At 59.9% G+C, this 17,106-nt stretch carries 13 protein-coding genes; 2 read left to right on the forward strand and 11 right to left on the reverse strand.

Translation table 11 applies throughout. The annotated features are described in order from the left end of the window. Positions 1-53 precede the first annotated feature (53 nt). The 6 genes from EOA49_RS04280 to EOA49_RS04305 form a co-directional block, all read right to left on the reverse strand. The gene (locus EOA49_RS04280; RefSeq protein WP_127239365.1) at positions 54-1,040 is read right to left on the reverse strand and encodes an ABC transporter permease; all 987 of its coding nucleotides are present in this window, start codon (positions 1,038-1,040) and stop codon (positions 54-56) included. Further along, positions 1,033-2,040, reverse strand: coding sequence for an ABC transporter permease (locus tag EOA49_RS04285; RefSeq protein WP_127239366.1), 1,008 nt, complete (start codon positions 2,038-2,040; stop codon positions 1,033-1,035). The genes EOA49_RS04280 and EOA49_RS04285 overlap by 8 nt, the downstream gene beginning before the upstream one ends. A gap of 97 nt (positions 2,041-2,137) precedes the next feature. After that, positions 2,138-3,817 (reverse strand): peptide ABC transporter substrate-binding protein, encoded by a 1,680-nt coding sequence (locus EOA49_RS04290; RefSeq protein WP_127239367.1) that lies wholly within the window; start codon positions 3,815-3,817, stop codon positions 2,138-2,140. Positions 3,818-3,943: 126 nt separating this feature from the next. Then, positions 3,944-4,963, reverse strand: coding sequence for an ABC transporter ATP-binding protein (locus tag EOA49_RS04295; RefSeq protein ID WP_127239368.1), 1,020 nt, complete (start codon positions 4,961-4,963; stop codon positions 3,944-3,946). Further along, a complete protein-coding gene (locus EOA49_RS04300; RefSeq protein WP_348626858.1) occupies positions 4,953-5,930 on the reverse strand; it encodes an ABC transporter ATP-binding protein in 978 nt (325 codons plus the stop codon). Before EOA49_RS04300 ends, EOA49_RS04295 begins: the two co-directional genes overlap by 11 nt. 587 nt (positions 5,931-6,517) lie before the next feature. Then, positions 6,518-7,960 (reverse strand): amidase, encoded by a 1,443-nt coding sequence (locus EOA49_RS04305; protein WP_127239369.1) that lies wholly within the window; start codon positions 7,958-7,960, stop codon positions 6,518-6,520. Between the two features lie 354 nt (positions 7,961-8,314). On the opposite strand from EOA49_RS04305, the gene EOA49_RS04310 reads away from it, so the two are divergent. Then, positions 8,315-9,124, forward strand: coding sequence for an IclR family transcriptional regulator (locus tag EOA49_RS04310; protein ID WP_127239370.1), 810 nt, complete (start codon positions 8,315-8,317; stop codon positions 9,122-9,124). Positions 9,125-9,216: 92 nt separating this feature from the next. On the opposite strand, the gene EOA49_RS04315 is transcribed toward EOA49_RS04310, so the two are convergent. Genes EOA49_RS04315 through EOA49_RS04330 form a run of 4 tightly spaced genes read right to left on the reverse strand, consistent with a single transcriptional unit; the run spans position 9,217 to position 14,250 of the window. Continuing rightward, on the reverse strand, positions 9,217-9,840 hold the full coding sequence (locus tag EOA49_RS04315) for a sarcosine oxidase subunit gamma (protein ID WP_245460519.1): 624 nt from the start codon (positions 9,838-9,840) through the stop codon (positions 9,217-9,219). Continuing rightward, complete coding sequence (locus EOA49_RS04320; protein ID WP_127239371.1) at positions 9,770-12,703, reverse strand: sarcosine oxidase subunit alpha family protein; 2,934 nt, start codon at positions 12,701-12,703, stop codon at positions 9,770-9,772. Before EOA49_RS04320 ends, EOA49_RS04315 begins: the two co-directional genes overlap by 71 nt. Next, complete coding sequence (locus tag EOA49_RS04325; protein WP_127239372.1) at positions 12,700-12,990, reverse strand: sarcosine oxidase subunit delta; 291 nt, start codon at positions 12,988-12,990, stop codon at positions 12,700-12,702. Before EOA49_RS04325 ends, EOA49_RS04320 begins: the two co-directional genes overlap by 4 nt. A 9-nt stretch (positions 12,991-12,999) precedes the next feature. Further along, positions 13,000-14,250 (reverse strand): sarcosine oxidase subunit beta family protein, encoded by a 1,251-nt coding sequence (locus EOA49_RS04330; protein ID WP_127243071.1) that lies wholly within the window; start codon positions 14,248-14,250, stop codon positions 13,000-13,002. A gap of 125 nt (positions 14,251-14,375) precedes the next feature. Between EOA49_RS04330 and EOA49_RS04335 the strand changes: the two genes are divergently transcribed. Further along, the gene (locus EOA49_RS04335; protein WP_206519992.1) at positions 14,376-15,395 is read left to right on the forward strand and encodes a GlxA family transcriptional regulator; all 1,020 of its coding nucleotides are present in this window, start codon (positions 14,376-14,378) and stop codon (positions 15,393-15,395) included. A 298-nt stretch (positions 15,396-15,693) separates the two neighbouring features. Here the strand turns inward: EOA49_RS04335 and EOA49_RS04340 are convergent. Continuing rightward, positions 15,694-17,106, reverse strand: a 1,413-nt coding sequence (locus EOA49_RS04340; RefSeq protein WP_348626857.1) for an MmgE/PrpD family protein, incomplete at its 5' end; no start/stop codon positions are given.

Raw genomic sequence — 17,106 nt, forward strand, 5'->3', positions numbered from 1 at the left:
GTCTCTTACTGCCTCAGCTGTTCCGGTGGTATGATTTCTGGTCAAAACCTGAATCATCGCCGCAGTCGTGGATCGAGCGCATCTCTGAGACCGTCGCCGATATAGGCGACGCTGAGGACGGTTAGCGAAATCGCAATACCCGGCCACAGCACCAGTTGCGGATAGATCTGCATGTAACCAATCCCGTCAAAGAGCAGCCGCCCCCATGTTGGGAAATCTGGTGGAAAGCCCAAGCCAAGAAACGACAGCACGCTTTCCGTGATAATCGCGTCGGCGATGCCGAGAGTGGCCGAGACAATGATCGGCGACATGACGTTGGGCAGCACATGCCGAAAAATGATCCGGTGCGGCGGGGTGCCGATGCTGCGCGAAGCCATTACGAATTCGCGCTGCTTGACGGCCAACACTTCGCCGCGCACGATGCGTGCCGTGCCCATCCAGCTCATCACGCCGATGATCGACACGATGAGGATGAAACTCCCCAGATCGCGTCCGAAAACGTTTGCCACTGCATCACGGAACAGCATTACTGCGATCAATAGCAGTGGGAGAACCGGCAATGAAAGAAAGAGTTCGGTGAGCCGCATCAATGGCCCATCAAGGGATTTGAAGTAACCGGTAAGGACACCGACAAGCGTGCCAAGAAAAATAGAGATGACCATTGCCGCCAGGCCGACGGCGATCGATATGCGACCGCCCGTCATCATCCGCGCAAGTAGATCGCGACCAAGCTGGTCGGTGCCCAACGGATGGGCCCAGCTTGGTCCCGCGTTCATAGTCATGAAGTCGATATAGGTGGGGCTTACGCGCCAAACGAAGGGGCCGAAGACGACACCAACGACAATCAGGAAGAAGACGGCCGCCCCGGCGAGCGCGCCCTTGTGGGTCTTGAACTGGTCCCAGACGTCCCACCACTGATTGCGCGACGGCGCTCCGAGCAACAAGGACTCAACGCTGGCGACGGGATCGGTAGTTGGCGATCGAGAAACAAACGCCTCGGCAACTTCTTTCGGCTTGTTGTAGCTAAGCAGATCAATCATAGCGAATCCTGGGATCGAGCAAGCCGTAGAACAGATCGGCGATCAGGTTGAAGACGACGATCAGCACTGCGAAGATGAAGGCCAGTGTCTGCACCATCGGCACGTCGTTGGCGTAGATGGCAGTTATCAGGAGTTCACCGATTCCATTAACCTTGAAGATCTGCTCGGTGACGATGGCGCCGGCGAAGATGCTTGGCAGCCCGAGCGCGATAACAGTGACCACCGGGATCATCGAATTGCGCAACACATGGATCAACACGACGACATTCTCGCCCATGCCCTTGGCCCGAGCCGTGCGGACGTAGTCCTGGTTGAGATTGTCGAGCATTGACGAGCGTAGATAGCGGCTGATGGAGGCTGTAGTCTGAACCGCCAGCACCATCACTGGCATGGCCATCTGCCGAAGCTGCTCGATGAAGCTGCTCCAGCTGTTGACGATGAGATTGGTGTTATAGATAGTGGGAAGCCAATCGAGATACACAGCGAAGATCAAGATCGCCAGAACGCCCGAGAAGAAAGACGGCACGGCAAGGCCGAGCATTGAAAGGAACGTGCCGATCTGATCGAACACAGAATATTGCTTGTAGGCCGAGACAATACCGATCGGGAGGGCAATTAGCAGGCCTACGATATAGGCGAGGCCGACGACTAACAGCGTCTGCGGAAGCCGCTCGGCGATGATTCTGAAGACCGGACCGCGTGATTGCCAGGAGATGATGCGCTGCATACCGTCCGTAAAATGCGTCCCGAAAAGAACGTCGAAGCCATGCAGCGGCTCGATCACGAAGAACTGCTTCAGCCAAAGGAGATACTGCACGAACAGCGGCTCGTCGATGCCAAGAGCGGCGCGCATGTTCGCGCGTACTTCGGGCGGAAGAGAAGGGGGCAACTGCGATAGCGGATCGCCAGGCGCCATTTTGAGCAGTGAGAAGATCACGAGGCTGATCAAACACAAGGTCGGGACCGAGATAAGCAGTCGTCGGATGGCATAGTTGAGCATGCGCCGTACCTATATTGCTGCCGGCCGGGGCAATAGTGACCGCGGCCGGCGTGGGACATGGAAAGGCGGGCGCTCTTGCAAGAACGCGCAGCCAATTTCACTTGTTGCGATACCAGTCCTGAGCGTTCCACAACTCGGAATCCCAGGCGTTACTGGCAGTGCCGCCCAGCGTGTTGGAGATCCCCGAGACGCCAGCGCGCCAGACCAGCGGCATGATCGCGTAACTGTCCATTAAAATGGTATTGAGCTTTTTGACTATCTCGCCGCGCTTCTCGATATCAGCGGTCTTTCCGAGCTCTGTCACCAGCGCGTCGTAGTTCGTGTCGCAGTAGCGCGGGGTGTTGCTTCCATGCGACTGGCCACAGGTGTAGCTCTCGGCATATGCGCCGGGATCGGAACCGCTAAAGTAGTTGGCCCACATCTGGGCGTCGGCATAAAAGTTACTGTACGTTTCCGGATTGCTCGGATCGCTTCCGAAAAAGACCGAAGCGTCGATGCTCCTCAATTCTACCTCAACGCCTATATCGTGCCACCACTGCTTGATGATCGCCTGGAACTGGTTGCGCACCGGGTTGGTCGTGGTCACCAAAGTGAGCTTTAGCTTTTCGCCGTCCTTCCCCCGGATTCCATCAGGACCCTGCCTCCAGCCCGCCTCGTCAAGAAGCCTCTTGGCACCCGGGATGTCCTGCTGCAGGCAGCTCGTACTGCCGGCGGCGAAGATCGGCGGCGCCGGAACGAAGTCGCAGGTGGGCTTGCCCATGGAGCCGTAGCCGATGTCGCTCAACCTCGCGCGATCTAGAGCCATCGACAGAGCCTTGCGCACGCGAACGTCGCTGAGAATCGGGTGTGGATGTTTCGCCGTCGAACGCTCCTCCGGCGGGAGGCTGGGCGAGGGATCGGTCAGGTTCATGAAGAGGAACTCAACTGTCGTCCCAAAGGTAAAGCCAGCCTTGCCCTTGTCCCCTTTCTCCATCTCGCTCAGCACGTCCGGAGCGAGCTGCAAGTTCAGGGCGTAGTCATATTCGCCCGTCTGCAGCACGGCACGGGCCGCCCCGAGCGCATCGCCGCCGCCTTTGACGTTGACCTCGGCGAAAGCGGGCTTGTTCGCGTCGCGGTAGTTCGGGTTGGCCTTTAGCTGAATCGCGTCATTTGGCTTGAAACTGGTGACGACAAACGGCCCGGTGCCGATCGGATAGAAATTGGCTTCGGTGCAGGTCGGAGCCTTTGCGCTAAGGCAGTCGGCGAACTGGTTGGCCTGGATGATCGGAGACCACTGGCTGACAAAGAGAGTATAGGGGACGCCAGTCGGCTCCTTAAACGTCACTTTCACGGTCAGATCATCCAGCGCCTCGACCTTGTCGACACCCTGGAACCCAGCAAGTGCTGCGCAGCCAACCTTCGGGTCCATGCAGTAGTTGGCGGTGAAAACCACATCCTTCGAGGTGACCGGCGAACCGTCGGACCATTTGAGGCCCGATTTCAGCTTCCAGGTGATCGACTTGAGGTCCTCGGCGACGCCGCCGTTCTCGACGGTCGGGATCTCCGCGGCCAGCCGCGGGAAAAGCACACCATTGTCGTCGTAACCGGCTAGTGGCTCGAGCACCAACGATGCTGCAATGACCTCTTTGTCCCCTCCCGCGAGGTAAGGATTCATCATCGACGGCGCCTGCCAATTCAGGATCTTGACGATGCCGTCTGCGCCGCGTTTGGCAAACGCAGACGTTACCAGTAAGGTAGCAATGACCCCCCCGGTTAGAAGCGATTTCAATCTAAACATTCTGTGTTCTCCTCTTTTTCTAATCAGGCTCGGCTAGTCGAGCCCGTTGCCTTACGCCAGATCCGTGCTCATAGGTCGCGTACTCGCTGGCGCGAACTTCGTGCGAGGGACCTTGCCTCCCTCGCTTCACTCGGCCCTGTGGCAAGCGACCCAGCGATCTCCAGCCAGCTTTCGCCAAGCCGGTTGCTCTACCGCACACCTGTCGAACGCGACCGGGCAGCGGGTGCGAAAGCGACATCCCGAAGGAGGATCAGCCGGGCTCGGTACATCGCCCTTCAAGACGATGCGCTGGCGCGCTCGCTCGAGTCTCGGATCGGGCACAGGGACTGCAGAGAGCAAAGCCTTTGTGTAAGGATGCATTGGATTTTTGTAGATGAGATCCCGCGGGGCGAGCTCCATTACTTTGCCCAGGTACATCACCGCGACATCGTCACAGAGGTGACGGACCATCGAAAGATCGTGGCTGATAAAGAGGTATGTCAGCGAGAGCCGCTCCTGGAGGTCTTTGAGGAGATTGACCACCTGAGCTTGAATCGAGACATCCAAGGCGGAGATCGGTTCATCGCAGACAATGAATTCTGGACTCAGGGCGAGCGCCCGGGCGATGCCAATACGTTGGCGTTGGCCGCCTGAAAATTCGTGCGGGTATCGGTTAGCGAATTTTGGATTGAGGCCTACTGAATCGAGCAACTCGCAGATTCGCCTCTCCTTTTCCGTGCCTCTCAGCACACCGTGCTCATTGAGCGGTTCGGCGATGATCGAACCCACGGTCATGCGAGGATTGAGGCAGGCCTGCGGATCCTGAAAGATCATTTGCATGCGCGCGCGCATGCGGCGCAGCTTGTTGCCCCCGATGTGCGTGATGTCTTCGCCATCAAATACGATTCGACCGCCGGTCGGGTCGTAAAGGCGCAGGATAACACGCCCCGTAGTCGTCTTGCCGCAGCCGCTCTCGCCGACCAAGCCTAACGTCCGACCGCGCCTGACGTCCAAATTCACTCCGTCCACCGCTCGGATGCCGCCATCCTGCCGGCCGAAGACTCCCCGATAGGTCGGGAAATGCAAGCTCAGGTTACTAATACGGAGCAGCACGTCATCGTCGCTGACCCTTTTATCTCTCTTGAGTGTGCTGGGCTCAGAAATCATCACGCGCCCTCCCCTCGGTTACGTCCCACCAGCACGCCGCATCGTGACCTTGGCTTACAGACATCAGCGGCGGACTTTCGCTGCGACACCGGTCGAAGGCGTAGGGGCATCGTGGCGCGAACGGGCAGCTTGTCGGAAAGACGGTGAGGTGGGGCGGCTGGCCGCCAACGCTCTTCAGTCGTTCCTGACCCGACATATCGGCCCGCGGCAACGTTTCCAGAAGCGCGCGCGTGTACGGATGACTGGGATTTGCGTAGAGATCGTCGACAGCGGCAGACTCGACAACAAGTCCGCCATACATCACCATCACTCGATCCGCGATCCCCGCTACCACGCCGAGATCATGAGTGATCCAGATAATGCTCATGCCGATTTCCTGGCGCAACTTCTGGACGAGATCCAGGATCTGGGCCTGAATCGTCACGTCGAGGGCGGTCGTTGGCTCATCCGCGATAAGCACTTTCGGGTTACAGGCAAGAGCAATGGCGATCATCACCCGTTGGCGCATCCCGCCTGAGAACTGGTGCGGATAGTCGCTTATCCTGTCCTGCGGCGAGGGAATGCCTACGCGAGAGAGAAGCTCGATGGCACGCATTCGCGCCTCTCTCCGGCCGAGCCCGAAATGCTTGCGCAACGGCTCCATCAACTGGTAGCCGACTGTAAAGACCGGGTTGAGCGAGGTCATCGGGTCCTGGAAGATGAACCCAACCTCGCCACCGCGAACCTTTCGCATTTCGCTGGGGGGGAGCGACAAAAGATCCCGGTCCCCGAGACACGCCCGCCCAGATACGATTTCGGCAGGCGGCGACGGCAGAAGCTTCATGAGCGACATCATCGTGACGCTCTTGCCAGAGCCGCTTTCACCTACGACGCCAAGCAGTTCGCCGGGCCGAAGTTCGAAGCTGATGCCGTTAACCGCATGGATCGCGGTGTCGCGGGTCCTGAAAACAATCCGCAGGTCCGACACCTGCAAGACAGGCGCCTCATTTGTTCTGCGCGATATTGGCTCCGCCAAAGCCACCCCTCCTTGGTTCACCGAGCGGCCTCCACCTGAGTGCCTAATCGCTCTGTCCGTTGGGTCCCAAGCAGGAGCACGCGTGTATTCAGAACGGCGACGGAAATCATCGGCATTCCTCCCTATTTTCGGCTGTGACCCGGCACTTCTATTTTTTATTTTGGCGGAGCCGATTGATGGCCAGCGGCGACTGTCGCTGACAATCAACTGACGAGCGTCCTTGGTCAATTATAGTTTGTATATGGCATCATCTAGAATCTAGATGATTCAAGAACTTATTATATTAGCGAATTGTAAGAGACTATTGGAGAACTACGCCCCTATTGCAGTCGAGTTCGCGCGGATGTGGACTGGCTTCGCGGCTTCATCTTTGTGCGAGCACCCAGCGGCCGATTCAGCTCATCGAGCGATCCCATTGTTCCTATGTGCAACTGTTGGCACCCTGAAAGAACCAACAATTTTGCCTAGTCAGTCGAAAGCTCCTCCACTCGGCGGACGGGCGACCTCTTCATCGGTAGCGAGATATCCAGAGACGCTTGTCAGTTGCGCCCCGCTCGCAGGCTTGGATGTCGGCGTCGCCATGGGCATGCCTCTTCGAGATCGCGCGAGATACGCACCAACGTTGCCTCATCACCGAAACGGCCGACGATTTGGAGCCCGATTGGCAAGCCATCAGCGCTTTGGACCAACGGCAACGACACCGATGGATGCCCGCTAATATTGAAGACACTCATGTACCCATAGATTCCGGTCGCAGCATCCGCGTCCAGGAATTCCGCGGCGGAAACCGTCGGGTTGGTCGTGCAGTAAATGCCTCCATGAGGCGGGGCAACAATTGGCATCGTAGGCGTCAGCAAAATATCGAATTCATCGATCGCTTCGCCGACCCGATATCGGAATCTCCGGATGTCCTCGAGTAAGTCTCCCATGGAGGCGGGTGGAAAGCATCGGCCGTACTCATAAAGCTTGAGATTGACAGGTTCCAAGGTGTTCTCGTCGACCTTTCGACCTATGCCGCGCGCTGCTTCTTCAAGTGACCTTGCATTGAGAGCGCAGGCGCCGAGCGATATCCTCGTCCTCTCCCCGGGGTCATACGGTGGGTCGATCTCGGTGACCAGATGGCCCATATCCTCCAGAAGCGAGGCAATTGTATCCACTGCCTGAAGGATTTGTGGTTCAACGTCGGTCCCGCCCCATTTGGTCTGCGCGGCTCCGACCCGGAGACTACCAGTAGGTCGAGATAGCTCTTCCACATACGGGCGGCCAGGCTGGACAATGATAAATGGATCTCCAGGATGAGGGCCCGAAAGGACGTCTAATGCGGCGGCCATGTCGCGCACCGTTCGACAGAGAACAAATTCGCGAGTGCGACCAAACGATGCGTCTTGGTTGTTCGGCCCACCTGAAACACGTCCGCGGGAGGGATTGAGCCCGACAAGACCACACCAGGATGCAGGAATGCGAATTGACCCGCCCCCATCGCTGGCATGTGCAATAGGTGTAATGCCCGACGCGACCGCCGCGGCGGCGCCCGATGACGAGCCCCCTGCAGATCGTTCCAAATTCCATGGATTGGCGGTAACGCCATTGAGAATGGATTCACTCATACCTGAGGTACCCAACTCCGGGCATGTTGTTCTCCCGATTGTACGGAGCCCTGCGTGTCGCGCGCGGCGAAAATAGTGACTGTCGGTTCGGGGCCGATATCCTTTGAAGAGACGGCTGCCCTGTTCTTGAAGGCGCCCAGATTCGGTAGCGCCGATATCCTTGCGGAGGAAAGGTACTCCGCCGAAGATGCCTTCGTCCGCGACAACAACTGTCTCGGCATCGTCGTAGAATTCTATGACGGCGTTGATGCGTGGGTTGACCTCATCATGCGCCGCCCGCGCCAACTGGGTCAGCTCCAAACCCGTCACTTCGCCCGCCTTCACGAGATAGGCCAAACCGGTGGCATCGTGGTCCGCATATTCGCTCAATCTCATTCGGCAGATCCTTACTCGCCAACTGCTCTATTGAGGGCTGGCGCGGTTGTGTTCTCAACCTGCCCGGATTGCCAACGCCGAAGCCGGTATCCATGACAAATAGCGACCGGATCGAAAGCACACGTGTCTCCAGAACGAGGGAAACGCAGGTCGGCTGGTGAAATCGCCATTGTCAGTCCCCAATCGAGAACGTGGAGGTCTTGTTGAAGGAGGAGGTGCGGCCGTGAGAAGCACGGGCTTATGCCACTAAGGGATAGAGACCTCGTGTGTTGCAAATAATGCAACGCTGTTGCAATTTCATTTGGAATGTGACAGGGGTGTAAACAGTTGTCAAGTGGAGCTGAGGAGTCATCGATGGATCCTGTTAATTATCCCCCGAACGCCCGTGACCGAGCCCCTGGGGAGGTTACAACAGTTCAACGCGCGTTGAATCTGCTGAGGATCGTCGGCGCGAGTGAAAGGCCGATCGGAGTGAATGAGATCGCGCGGCGGCTAGAACAGCATGCGAGCGCGGTTTCGAGGACACTGTCGACGCTTGAGCACAACGGATTCGTCGAACGTGACGAAGAAACGGGACGGTTTGTGCTCGGGGTTGAGCTGATCGCGCTGGCGAGCAGGCTTCTTGCTGAACTTGACGTGGTCCGTGTGGCGCGACCCCATCTGGAGGAACTTGCCGAAAGCACGAGGGAAACGGCCTCACTCAGTCTTTGGAACAAGACGGAGGCTATCAACATCGAGCACGTACTTGGTCCCGGGTCGATCAAGCATGTCGCTGCACCAGGGCGCCGCAACCCGGCGCATTGCACAGCTACTGGAAAAGTCATGCTGTCGCAGATGCCTGCGTCAACCCTGGAAGAAGTTCTGGCTCTCGGCCTAGAACGTCATACGGACCGCACGATCACCGAGAGGAGTGCTCTTGAACGCGAGCTGCATTGCGTGCGCGAACGAGGATACGCGCTGAACGTCGGCGAGTTCATTCCTGAGACCGCCGCCATCGCAGCCGTCATCCACGACCGGAGAGGGAGAGTTGTGGCGGCAATTGCCGTTACGATGCCGGTTTTTCATTTCACTCAGCAAAGTGAACTTCAGCTGGCGCCTGTTGTCATGAATGCGGCCGCGAGTATCTCGCGGAGGCTAGGATATCAAGGCGCTCGCACGATATGAAGTAGACGCCCTAAACGCGTCGTGGGGGTGCGGGCCCTGGGCGCGAGGTGACGCAAACTGTGTCCTGTTCGATGACGACGTGGCCGGTCATGTTATTTTCGTTCCAGCCGCTTCGCCGCTGTTTCCAGCGCGTGCCAGAGCGATGCGGCGGATGACCGCGCCCCCAGAACGGCGACATGAGCTTCGCTGCGGCGGATGACGAAACAGCTCATATGCTCAATGCCGGTACGCCTCGCGCGACCTGGGCCAAAGTCCGCGAGATCGATGTTGACAAGCTTCGAAAGCAATGCCTCGAGAGGCCTTGACCCGGCCCGCAATACAATCTCGAAAGCGACCCAGCCATCGGTCTGCTCGGTCACCGAGCAGCCGGCGGCGAATTGCTTGAGCTCGGCGGCAAAACCCAGATCGGCGCGGCCTTCATACTCGATCATCCACTGATCCGGCCCGGTCCACAGCGCGGCAACCCCCTGCCCCGCAATCCAGCGGCCTGGTCCTGGCAGAGTGAGCCCGAAGGGCCTAGGCCCAATGGTCCCGCGGCGCAGCGCCAGAGAGGCAAGCGCCAGACCAACGTTCTCCCGAATCTCCAACGCCCCGAACGAAGCGAGGCGTGGTAGTGCGGCACCGAGCGCCGTGATGGGTATCAGCTCACTCACGAAGACGTTCTCCCTCGGGGTCGACGAAACAGGCAGGCACGACCAGCAGGCGCGCGCTTTCACCTTCGAGCGGGTTCGCAGCCACGATTACCTCGCCCAGCCGTTCATCGCCCTTTTCTAGGAATCCGAGCCCGATCATCGAGCGGACATGCGGGCTGTAGCAGGCCGAGGTGACCCAGCCCTGATCGGTATCGCATTTCCGCGGTGCGCCTTCCGCAAAAAGATGCGAGCCGCTGACCACCTTCCCGGCCGGATCGACGGGCCGCAGCCCCACCAGGCGTCGCCTGTCGCCCGCAAGGCCCCCGCGCCGCGACATCACAGCGCCGACGGAATCCTTCTTCTGCGACACCATACTGCCAAGTCCGACCATGGCGGCCGTCGTCTGTCCGCTCAATTCGGGGCCGGCGGCGTGGCCCTTCTCGATCCGCAGCACGCCCAGAGCCTCGGTGCCATAGGGCGTCGCTCCAAGATCGGCTCCCAGTTCCATCAGCCGCTCTATCAATGCGTGGCCGAAGCGTGCGGGAACCGCAACTTCATAGGCGAGTTCGCCCGAGAAGGAGATCCGGAAGAGCCGCGCGCGAAGGCCGTCGCAGACGGTGAGTTCCGCGCAGGCCATGAAGGGGAAGGCCTCGTTCGACAGGTCGAACCCGTCAACGATGCGGGCGAGCAGAGCGCGCGACTTCGGCCCGGCGACCGCGATCTGTGCCCACGCATCGGTCGTGGAGATGAGCTGGACGTCGAGGTCCGACCACAGACATTGCCGCGCGAATTCCATGTTGCGATAGACCAGACCGGCGTTGGCAGTCGTCGTGGTGACCACATAATGATCCTCGGCCAGCCGCGCGCAGGTGCCGTCGTCATAGGCAAATCCGTCTTCGCGCAGCATAAGCCCGTAGCGGACACGGCCGACTTTCAGCGTGGCCATGATGTTGCAGTAAAGGCGGTTGAGAAACTCGCCCGCGTCCGCGCCCTGGACATCAATCTTGCCGAGCGTGGTCACGTCACACAGGCCCACCGCGCTGCGCACGGCCCCGGCCTCGCGGTCCACGCTCTGGCGCCAATGCGTTTCGCCCGCTCGCGGGAAATATTGCGCGCGCATCCACTGGCCGACCTCGACGAACACGGCGCCCTGCCCCTCGGCCCAGTGATTGGTGGGTGTGAGGCGGCGTGGTCTATAATGCCGCCCTATATCGCCGCCGCCCAGGACCGAGAGCGTCACTGGAATGTAAGGCGGGCGGAAAATCGTTGTTCCAGTTTCCGGGATCGTTCTCCCGGTCAGCTCCGCCATCACGGCAAGACCGGTCACATTTGCGGTTTTGCCTTGGTCCGTCGCCATGCCCAGAGTCGTGTAGCGTTTCAGATGCTCTACCGGCCGCATGTTCTCGGCATGGGCGAGCTTGATGTCCTTCACCGTCACGTCATTCTGGAAATCGACCCAGGCGCGCTTCTTGCCGGGTACATTGAACACGGGCGCAACCTTGTAGTCTGCCTCCTCCGCGCGCGGCAAATCGGGCGACGATGCGGCGATTCCAAGTTCGTCCATCGCACGCTTTGCGGCTTGCGCGCCGGAACGCAAGGCGTCGGCGGTGGAAAAATTGGCCGCCGCCGCACCTGCCGGAATTAATCCTGGAGGACCATCCTCCCCAGGCAGGAACGCCTGCAGCGATTCATTCCAAATAGGCCGACCGCGATGATGCGAAAAGAGATGCACATTCGGGTTCCAGCCGCCAGAGACCCCGAGCGCGCCGCACTCAATCCATTCGGACCTGCCGTTTGCCTGAACCTCGATCGACTTCAGGCCAAGCCGGCCGCGTGAGCCAGTCACCATGCCCCCCGCGATCAGTCGGTAGTCACCGCGAGCCTTCGCCTCGGGGCGCGCGTCGATGACGGCGGCGATCTGGACATCCTTGGCGGCCAGATCGCGCGCGGTGCGATGACCGTCATCGTTATTGGTGAAGACGGCGACCGTCTCGGACGGGCATGCCGCCCAGCGATTGGCGTAAGTTCGCATCGCGCCGGCCAACATGATCCCGGGACGGTCATTGTCGGCAAAGGCGATGGGCCGCTCTGTCGCGCCCGCCGCCAGTACCGCGCGCTTCGCCGTGATACGCCAGAGTGTCTGGCGCACACGCCCGCTCGCCTCTGGGAGATGATCGGACACGCTTTCCACCGCGCCATAGATGCCGTGGTCATAGACCCCGAAAACCGTGGTGCGACGCATCACGCGAATATTCGGCAGGCTCTCGAATTCAGCCTCCAACGCTGAGACCCAGTCGGTGGCTTGCCCTCCGTCCAGCGTTCCCGTCTCGGACAGAAGCCGCCCGCCCAGGCGGAAATCCTCGTCGGCCAAAATCACACGTGCGCCCGCGCGTGCCGCCGTCAGCGCCGCAGCAAGCCCGGCCGCCCCCCCGCCGATGACCAAAAAGTCGCAATGCAGGAAACCCTTGTCGTATGTATCCGGGTCGGCCTGCATTGAAAGGCGCCCGAGGCCTGCCGCCCTGCGGATCGCCGGCTCGTAAAGCTTTTCCCAGAAGCCCTTCGGCCACATGAAAGTCTTGTAGTAGAAGCCGGCCGTCAAGAAGGGCGACAACAAGTCATTTATCGCCAGTGCGTCGAATCCGAGCGAAGGCCAGCGGTTCTGGCTTCGCGCCTCCAGCCCTTCGAACAGCTCCACCACCGCGGCTCGCGTGTTCGGCTCCTGCCGTGCCCCCGTTCGCAGTTCGACGAGAGCGTTCGGTTCTTCCGAACCGGCCGAGAGAACCCCGCGCGGGCGGTGATACTTGAAGCTGCGGCCCATCAGACGAACGCCATTGGCCAGCAGCGCCGAGGCGAGCGTGTCGCCGGGATGGCCCTGGTAGCGCTTGCCGTCGAAACTGAAGTTCAAGGTCTGCGAGCGGTCGATCAGCCCTCCGGTTAGCCGTGTCATTTGCCGCACCTCGTCCGCGAAAGGGCGACATTGCGGGCCAGCTCCGCACCGAGGACTTCATGGGTGACCGTGTCGCGCGTGACCACCAGCCATGACCGGTCGCCCTGCTCGTGGAACCACAGTTCGCGGTGCACGCCCGCCGGGTTGTCGCGCAGGAAGACGTAATCGCAAAAAGCGGCCTCGGCATCGGGCGCGGAGGGGTCTGGACGGTCGATGAGCCGCGCGTCGCCCAGATAGGTGAATTCCTGCGCATCGCGCGGGCCCAGAAGTGGATGTGGGATCAGCATTGGACCGCCTCAGTGGAGATTGGGCTGGGCACCGGCGCCGCGCTCGTCAACCACATGGCCGCGTGCGAAACGGTCGATGCGGTAGGCGCGCGCGGTCTCGTGGGGTGCGCCGGTGGCAAGAAGATGGGCGAAGGCATAGCCGCTGGCAGGCGTCGCTTTGAAGCCGCCATAGCACCAGCCGCCGTTGAAATAGAGGCCATCAATTTGCGTGCGGTCGATGATCGGCGAACCGTCCATCGACATGTCCACCACCCCCCCCCACATGCGCAGCAGCCTCGCCCGCCCGATCATCGGCATCAGCGCCATACCGCCTTCGGCGACGTCCTCTACCACCGGCAGGTTTCCGCGTTGGGCAAAGGAATTGTAGCCGTCGATATCGCCGCCGAAGACAAGTCCGCCCTTGTCGGACTGGCTGATGTAGAAATGGCCTGCCCCGAACGTGATCACACCGGGAATGGTGGGTTTGAGCCCCTCCGTGACGAAGGCCTGCAAGACATGGCTTTCGATCGGAAGCCGCATTCCAGCCATTGCCATAACGCGGCCCGAGGACCCCGCCACCGCCACCCCGACCTTGTCGGCGTCGATATAGCCGCGCGATGTCTCCACGCCACGCACCTTGCCGCGATCGAGCCGGAAACCGGTCACCTCGCAATTCTGGATCAGGTCCACGCCGTGGCTGTCGGCCCCGCGCGCATAGCCCCAGGCCACGCCGTCGTGCCGCGCGGTGCCGGCACGCGGCTGCATCAGGCCACCTTTGATCGGGAAGCGCGCGTTCTCGTAGTTCAGGAACGGAACCATGGCGCGCAGTTCCTCTCGACCTAGCAGCCGGGCGCCCGCACCTGCTAGCATCATGGAGTTGCCGCGGCGGCGGAAGGCATCACGCTGTGCATCCGTATGAAACAGGTTGATGATGCCGCGCTGGGAAACCATAGCGTTGAAGTTGAGTTCCTGCTCCAGTCCTTCCCAGAGCTTCATCGAGAACTCATAGAAGGGCTCGTTGCCAGCAAGCAGGTAGTTCGACCGGATGATCGTCGTGTTTCGCCCGACATTCCCGGATCCGAGCCAACCCTTCTCCAGCACGGCGATACGGGATCGCCCGAAACTCTTGGCCAAATAATACGCTGTCGCCAAGCCGTGACCGCCCCCGCCGATGATCACGTAGTCATAGGCGGGCTTGGGCTCAGGGTTGCGCCAGAGCGGCCGCCACCCGGTGTGACCCTTGAGCGCTTCAGCAAAGATGCGGAATCCGGAAAACTTCATATCAAGTACTCCTTGGACCGCCGAGACTATGTCACGGCAAGGGCAGTGAGGTGTTTTCAAAATTGACTCATGTGTGCTTTTGCCGGACATGGGCGAACGATGTGGATGATAGGATTTTCAACGGGATGATTGACGGGAATCTCGGCAGCCCGCGGCGATACGGTTTCCTGCTGATCGAAGGCTATGCCCTGATGTCCGCAGCCTCCGCGGTCGAGCCGCTGCGCGCCGCCAACCTGCTTAGCGGGCGGATTGTTTACGATCTGAACTTCATGTCGGCCAAGGGCGGGTGGATGCGCAGTTCCGTCTCGGGCGCGTTCGAGACCGAACCTGTTTCACAAGCAGGCACTGATTTCGATATTCTCTTCGTCGTCGCCGGCGGCAACCCGCTCACCTATCGAGACGACAGGATCCTCGCTTGGCTGCGCCGTCTCGCCCGGTCGGGTGTGCCTTTGGGCGGAATCTCAGGCGGAGCGGCAATCCTGGCGGCAGCGGGTGTGATGTCGTCACGCCGGTTCACAATTCACTGGCAGCACATTGATGCAATGCGGGAGATGTATCCCGACGCACTCATCGAACGGCGGCTGTTCGTCATCGATCGTGACCGCTTCACCTGCGCGGGCGGCATGGCCCCCCTAGACATGACCCATGCGCTGATCGCTTCAGATCACGGTGTGGAATTGGCCCGTGCGGTCAGCGATTGGTTCATCCATACCGGCATCCGGCAGGCCGAGGCCCCTCAGCAATTGGACCCAATACGCAGGTACGATCTGCGCCATCCCGCTCTGGTCGCCATGGTGCAATTGATGACAAGCCACATTGCGGACCCGCTGAAGCTGGACGATCTGGTACACTTGAGTGGTATTGGGATGCGGCAATTAGAGCGGTTGGCAACGGAACAGTTAGGACAGAGCGTGATGCAGTTCTATCGGTCTTTACGGTTGGAGAAGGCCGACGAGATTCTCCAACAGTCAAACCTGCCGCTCGTCGAAGTCGCGCTGGCCACAGGCTTTTCCAACCGCAGTCATTTCTCACGGGCCTTTCAGGCCCATTTCGGCGTGGGTCCCGCAACCCACCGCAAACAGCGCCGCCATAGCGAAAATTATCACGCCAGGACGCATTTTGGGGGGCGGTCAAGTGTAGACTAGGAAAGGTCTCCACAACCTCGAGCTTCTCGTCGGCCAGACGAAAACTTTTTACGCAATTCCTCGAGCCGAGATGTTCTCGCAAGAGGATGGCCTGAGCGCCTACTTGGCAATCTGGTCGCCGAATAAAGCGAAGCTGTCCTCGTCTTCATCCAGACGGCATCGACAATCTTCGACATATCGTCGACGAGAGCAGGGCTACATGACACTCCCCCAACCCGCCTCAGGAAAATCTTCCGAGACCATAGCGGCCTTGGCCGTTTGGATACCAGGTATGTGCTTGCCCGTCCGTCTCGACGAATCACTGGAACGCTTCGGAAGATCGGGCCAGTTCACGCGCGGCGTCTTCTTCGGCATATCGCCTGCCCCGTCGAGAGAGGGCATCCAGAAGGGGCCCAAGGCCTGCCGTTTCGAGGTTGCCTATTGCCGAGAGGATCTCGTCCTGCCACCGCGGGTGAACGTTCTCTCTGCTGAGGCCCTTGAATTTCTCCCAGATCTGATCGGTCGATAAAGGGCGTAGGACATCTCCAAGGGGGTGTCGTACAATCATTTCTTCCTGCCCTTTTCCTTGATCCATGACAACGCGGGCTGGCGTTTCGGCTGGAAACGCCGAAGCGAAATCGGAGGACGCTTCAAGCTCAATACGTCCGGCCAACTCAATGACGCGTACGTCAGTGAGACGTTCAGGTTGAACAGGCTGTAGGGCTTCCCGCCCGTACAAAGCGGCCAGTGCGCAACTAAAATAGAAGCTGTATTGAGCCCCCTCCAAGGTGCTGGGGGCGCGCTCGTTTGCAAGGCGCATCGCTTGTGGGAAAGTTTCGATCCGCAGCTTGCGGATATCTTGCCCATCGCGACGCATCGCAAGTATCGCATCGATAGCTGCGTGGATGTAGCGGCAGCATGCATATGGCTTAAGATAGCATTTTTCAACTTCCCACGACGACCCAAGATTGCTTGTCAGGACATGGCGGGTGAAACGGTCGTCGTCATCGAGAAGGTCAAGAGGTCCGGTTGCGGCTGCCCGTGCGCGATAGGCGGCGGTGATACCTGCAACCACGGCAGGGGGAATCCCTTCCTTGATCGTGCTGCCCTCGAATTTGGAGTTTGCGGTTAAGAAGACGATTGGTCCTTCGGATCCGGCAATACCTAACGCATGAGCGGTTTCCGTGGCACTCAAACCCAAGAGACGGCTAGCTGCAGCCGCAGCCCCGTAGCCGACCCAGCGTCCAGTCGCATACGTATCGATTGCCGCAACCGGACGAGAGCTCGCGATTCGCAGACCGATTTCGTATCCGAGCGCAATTGCAACCATCGTCTCGGCCACAGACGAATCAACAGCCTGAGCCACTGCCAAGGCGGCGGGAATAACGCCGGCACCAGCGTGGCCTGCTGCGCCGCGATGACCGTCATCGATGTCCAGCGCGCTTGCCGCAGCGCTGTTGGCCATCGCGGCGCCGACCACACTAGAAGGATTTTCAGTCAACCAAATGCTGATCGGGCCTTCGCCATAGGCTTCCAGTGCCGATTTTCTGGCAGCATCAGCTAATGGCGATCGCAGGCCCGCAGCCGTGGCACCGATAAGGTCTAATATGAGCAACGAGATTGTACGCCGTGTCGCCGCAGGCAGTGCACTTCCTGGGTAGCTGCTAACGAACTCGGCGAGTTCAGATATGGCCCGCACTGAGATACTCCAATATATCCGCTTGTTTCGCGA

The sequence above is a fragment of the Mesorhizobium sp. M1A.F.Ca.IN.020.04.1.1 genome (genome assembly GCF_003997315.1).
Taxonomy (GTDB): Bacteria; Pseudomonadota; Alphaproteobacteria; order Rhizobiales; family Rhizobiaceae; genus Mesorhizobium.

What these genes read in the sequence shown, in the direction of transcription:
- EOA49_RS04335 (WP_206519992.1), top strand. Translation starts at nt 14,376, where the DNA reads ATGATTGACGGGAATCTCGGCAGCCCGCGGCGATACGGTTTCCTGCTG.
- EOA49_RS04290 (WP_127239367.1), bottom strand. Translation starts at nt 3,817, where the DNA reads ATGTTTAGATTGAAATCGCTTCTAACCGGGGGGGTCATTGCTACCTTA.
- EOA49_RS04325 (WP_127239372.1), bottom strand. Translation starts at nt 12,990, where the DNA reads ATGCTGATCCCACATCCACTTCTGGGCCCGCGCGATGCGCAGGAATTC.
- EOA49_RS04310 (WP_127239370.1), top strand. Translation starts at nt 8,315, where the DNA reads ATGGATCCTGTTAATTATCCCCCGAACGCCCGTGACCGAGCCCCTGGG.
- EOA49_RS04285 (WP_127239366.1), bottom strand. Translation starts at nt 2,040, where the DNA reads ATGCTCAACTATGCCATCCGACGACTGCTTATCTCGGTCCCGACCTTG.
- EOA49_RS04320 (WP_127239371.1), bottom strand. Translation starts at nt 12,703, where the DNA reads ATGACACGGCTAACCGGAGGGCTGATCGACCGCTCGCAGACCTTGAAC.
- EOA49_RS04305 (WP_127239369.1), bottom strand. Translation starts at nt 7,960, where the DNA reads ATGAGATTGAGCGAATATGCGGACCACGATGCCACCGGTTTGGCCTAT.
- EOA49_RS04280 (WP_127239365.1), bottom strand. Translation starts at nt 1,040, where the DNA reads ATGATTGATCTGCTTAGCTACAACAAGCCGAAAGAAGTTGCCGAGGCG.
- EOA49_RS04295 (WP_127239368.1), bottom strand. Translation starts at nt 4,963, where the DNA reads ATGATTTCTGAGCCCAGCACACTCAAGAGAGATAAAAGGGTCAGCGAC.
- EOA49_RS04330 (WP_127243071.1), bottom strand. Translation starts at nt 14,250, where the DNA reads ATGAAGTTTTCCGGATTCCGCATCTTTGCTGAAGCGCTCAAGGGTCAC.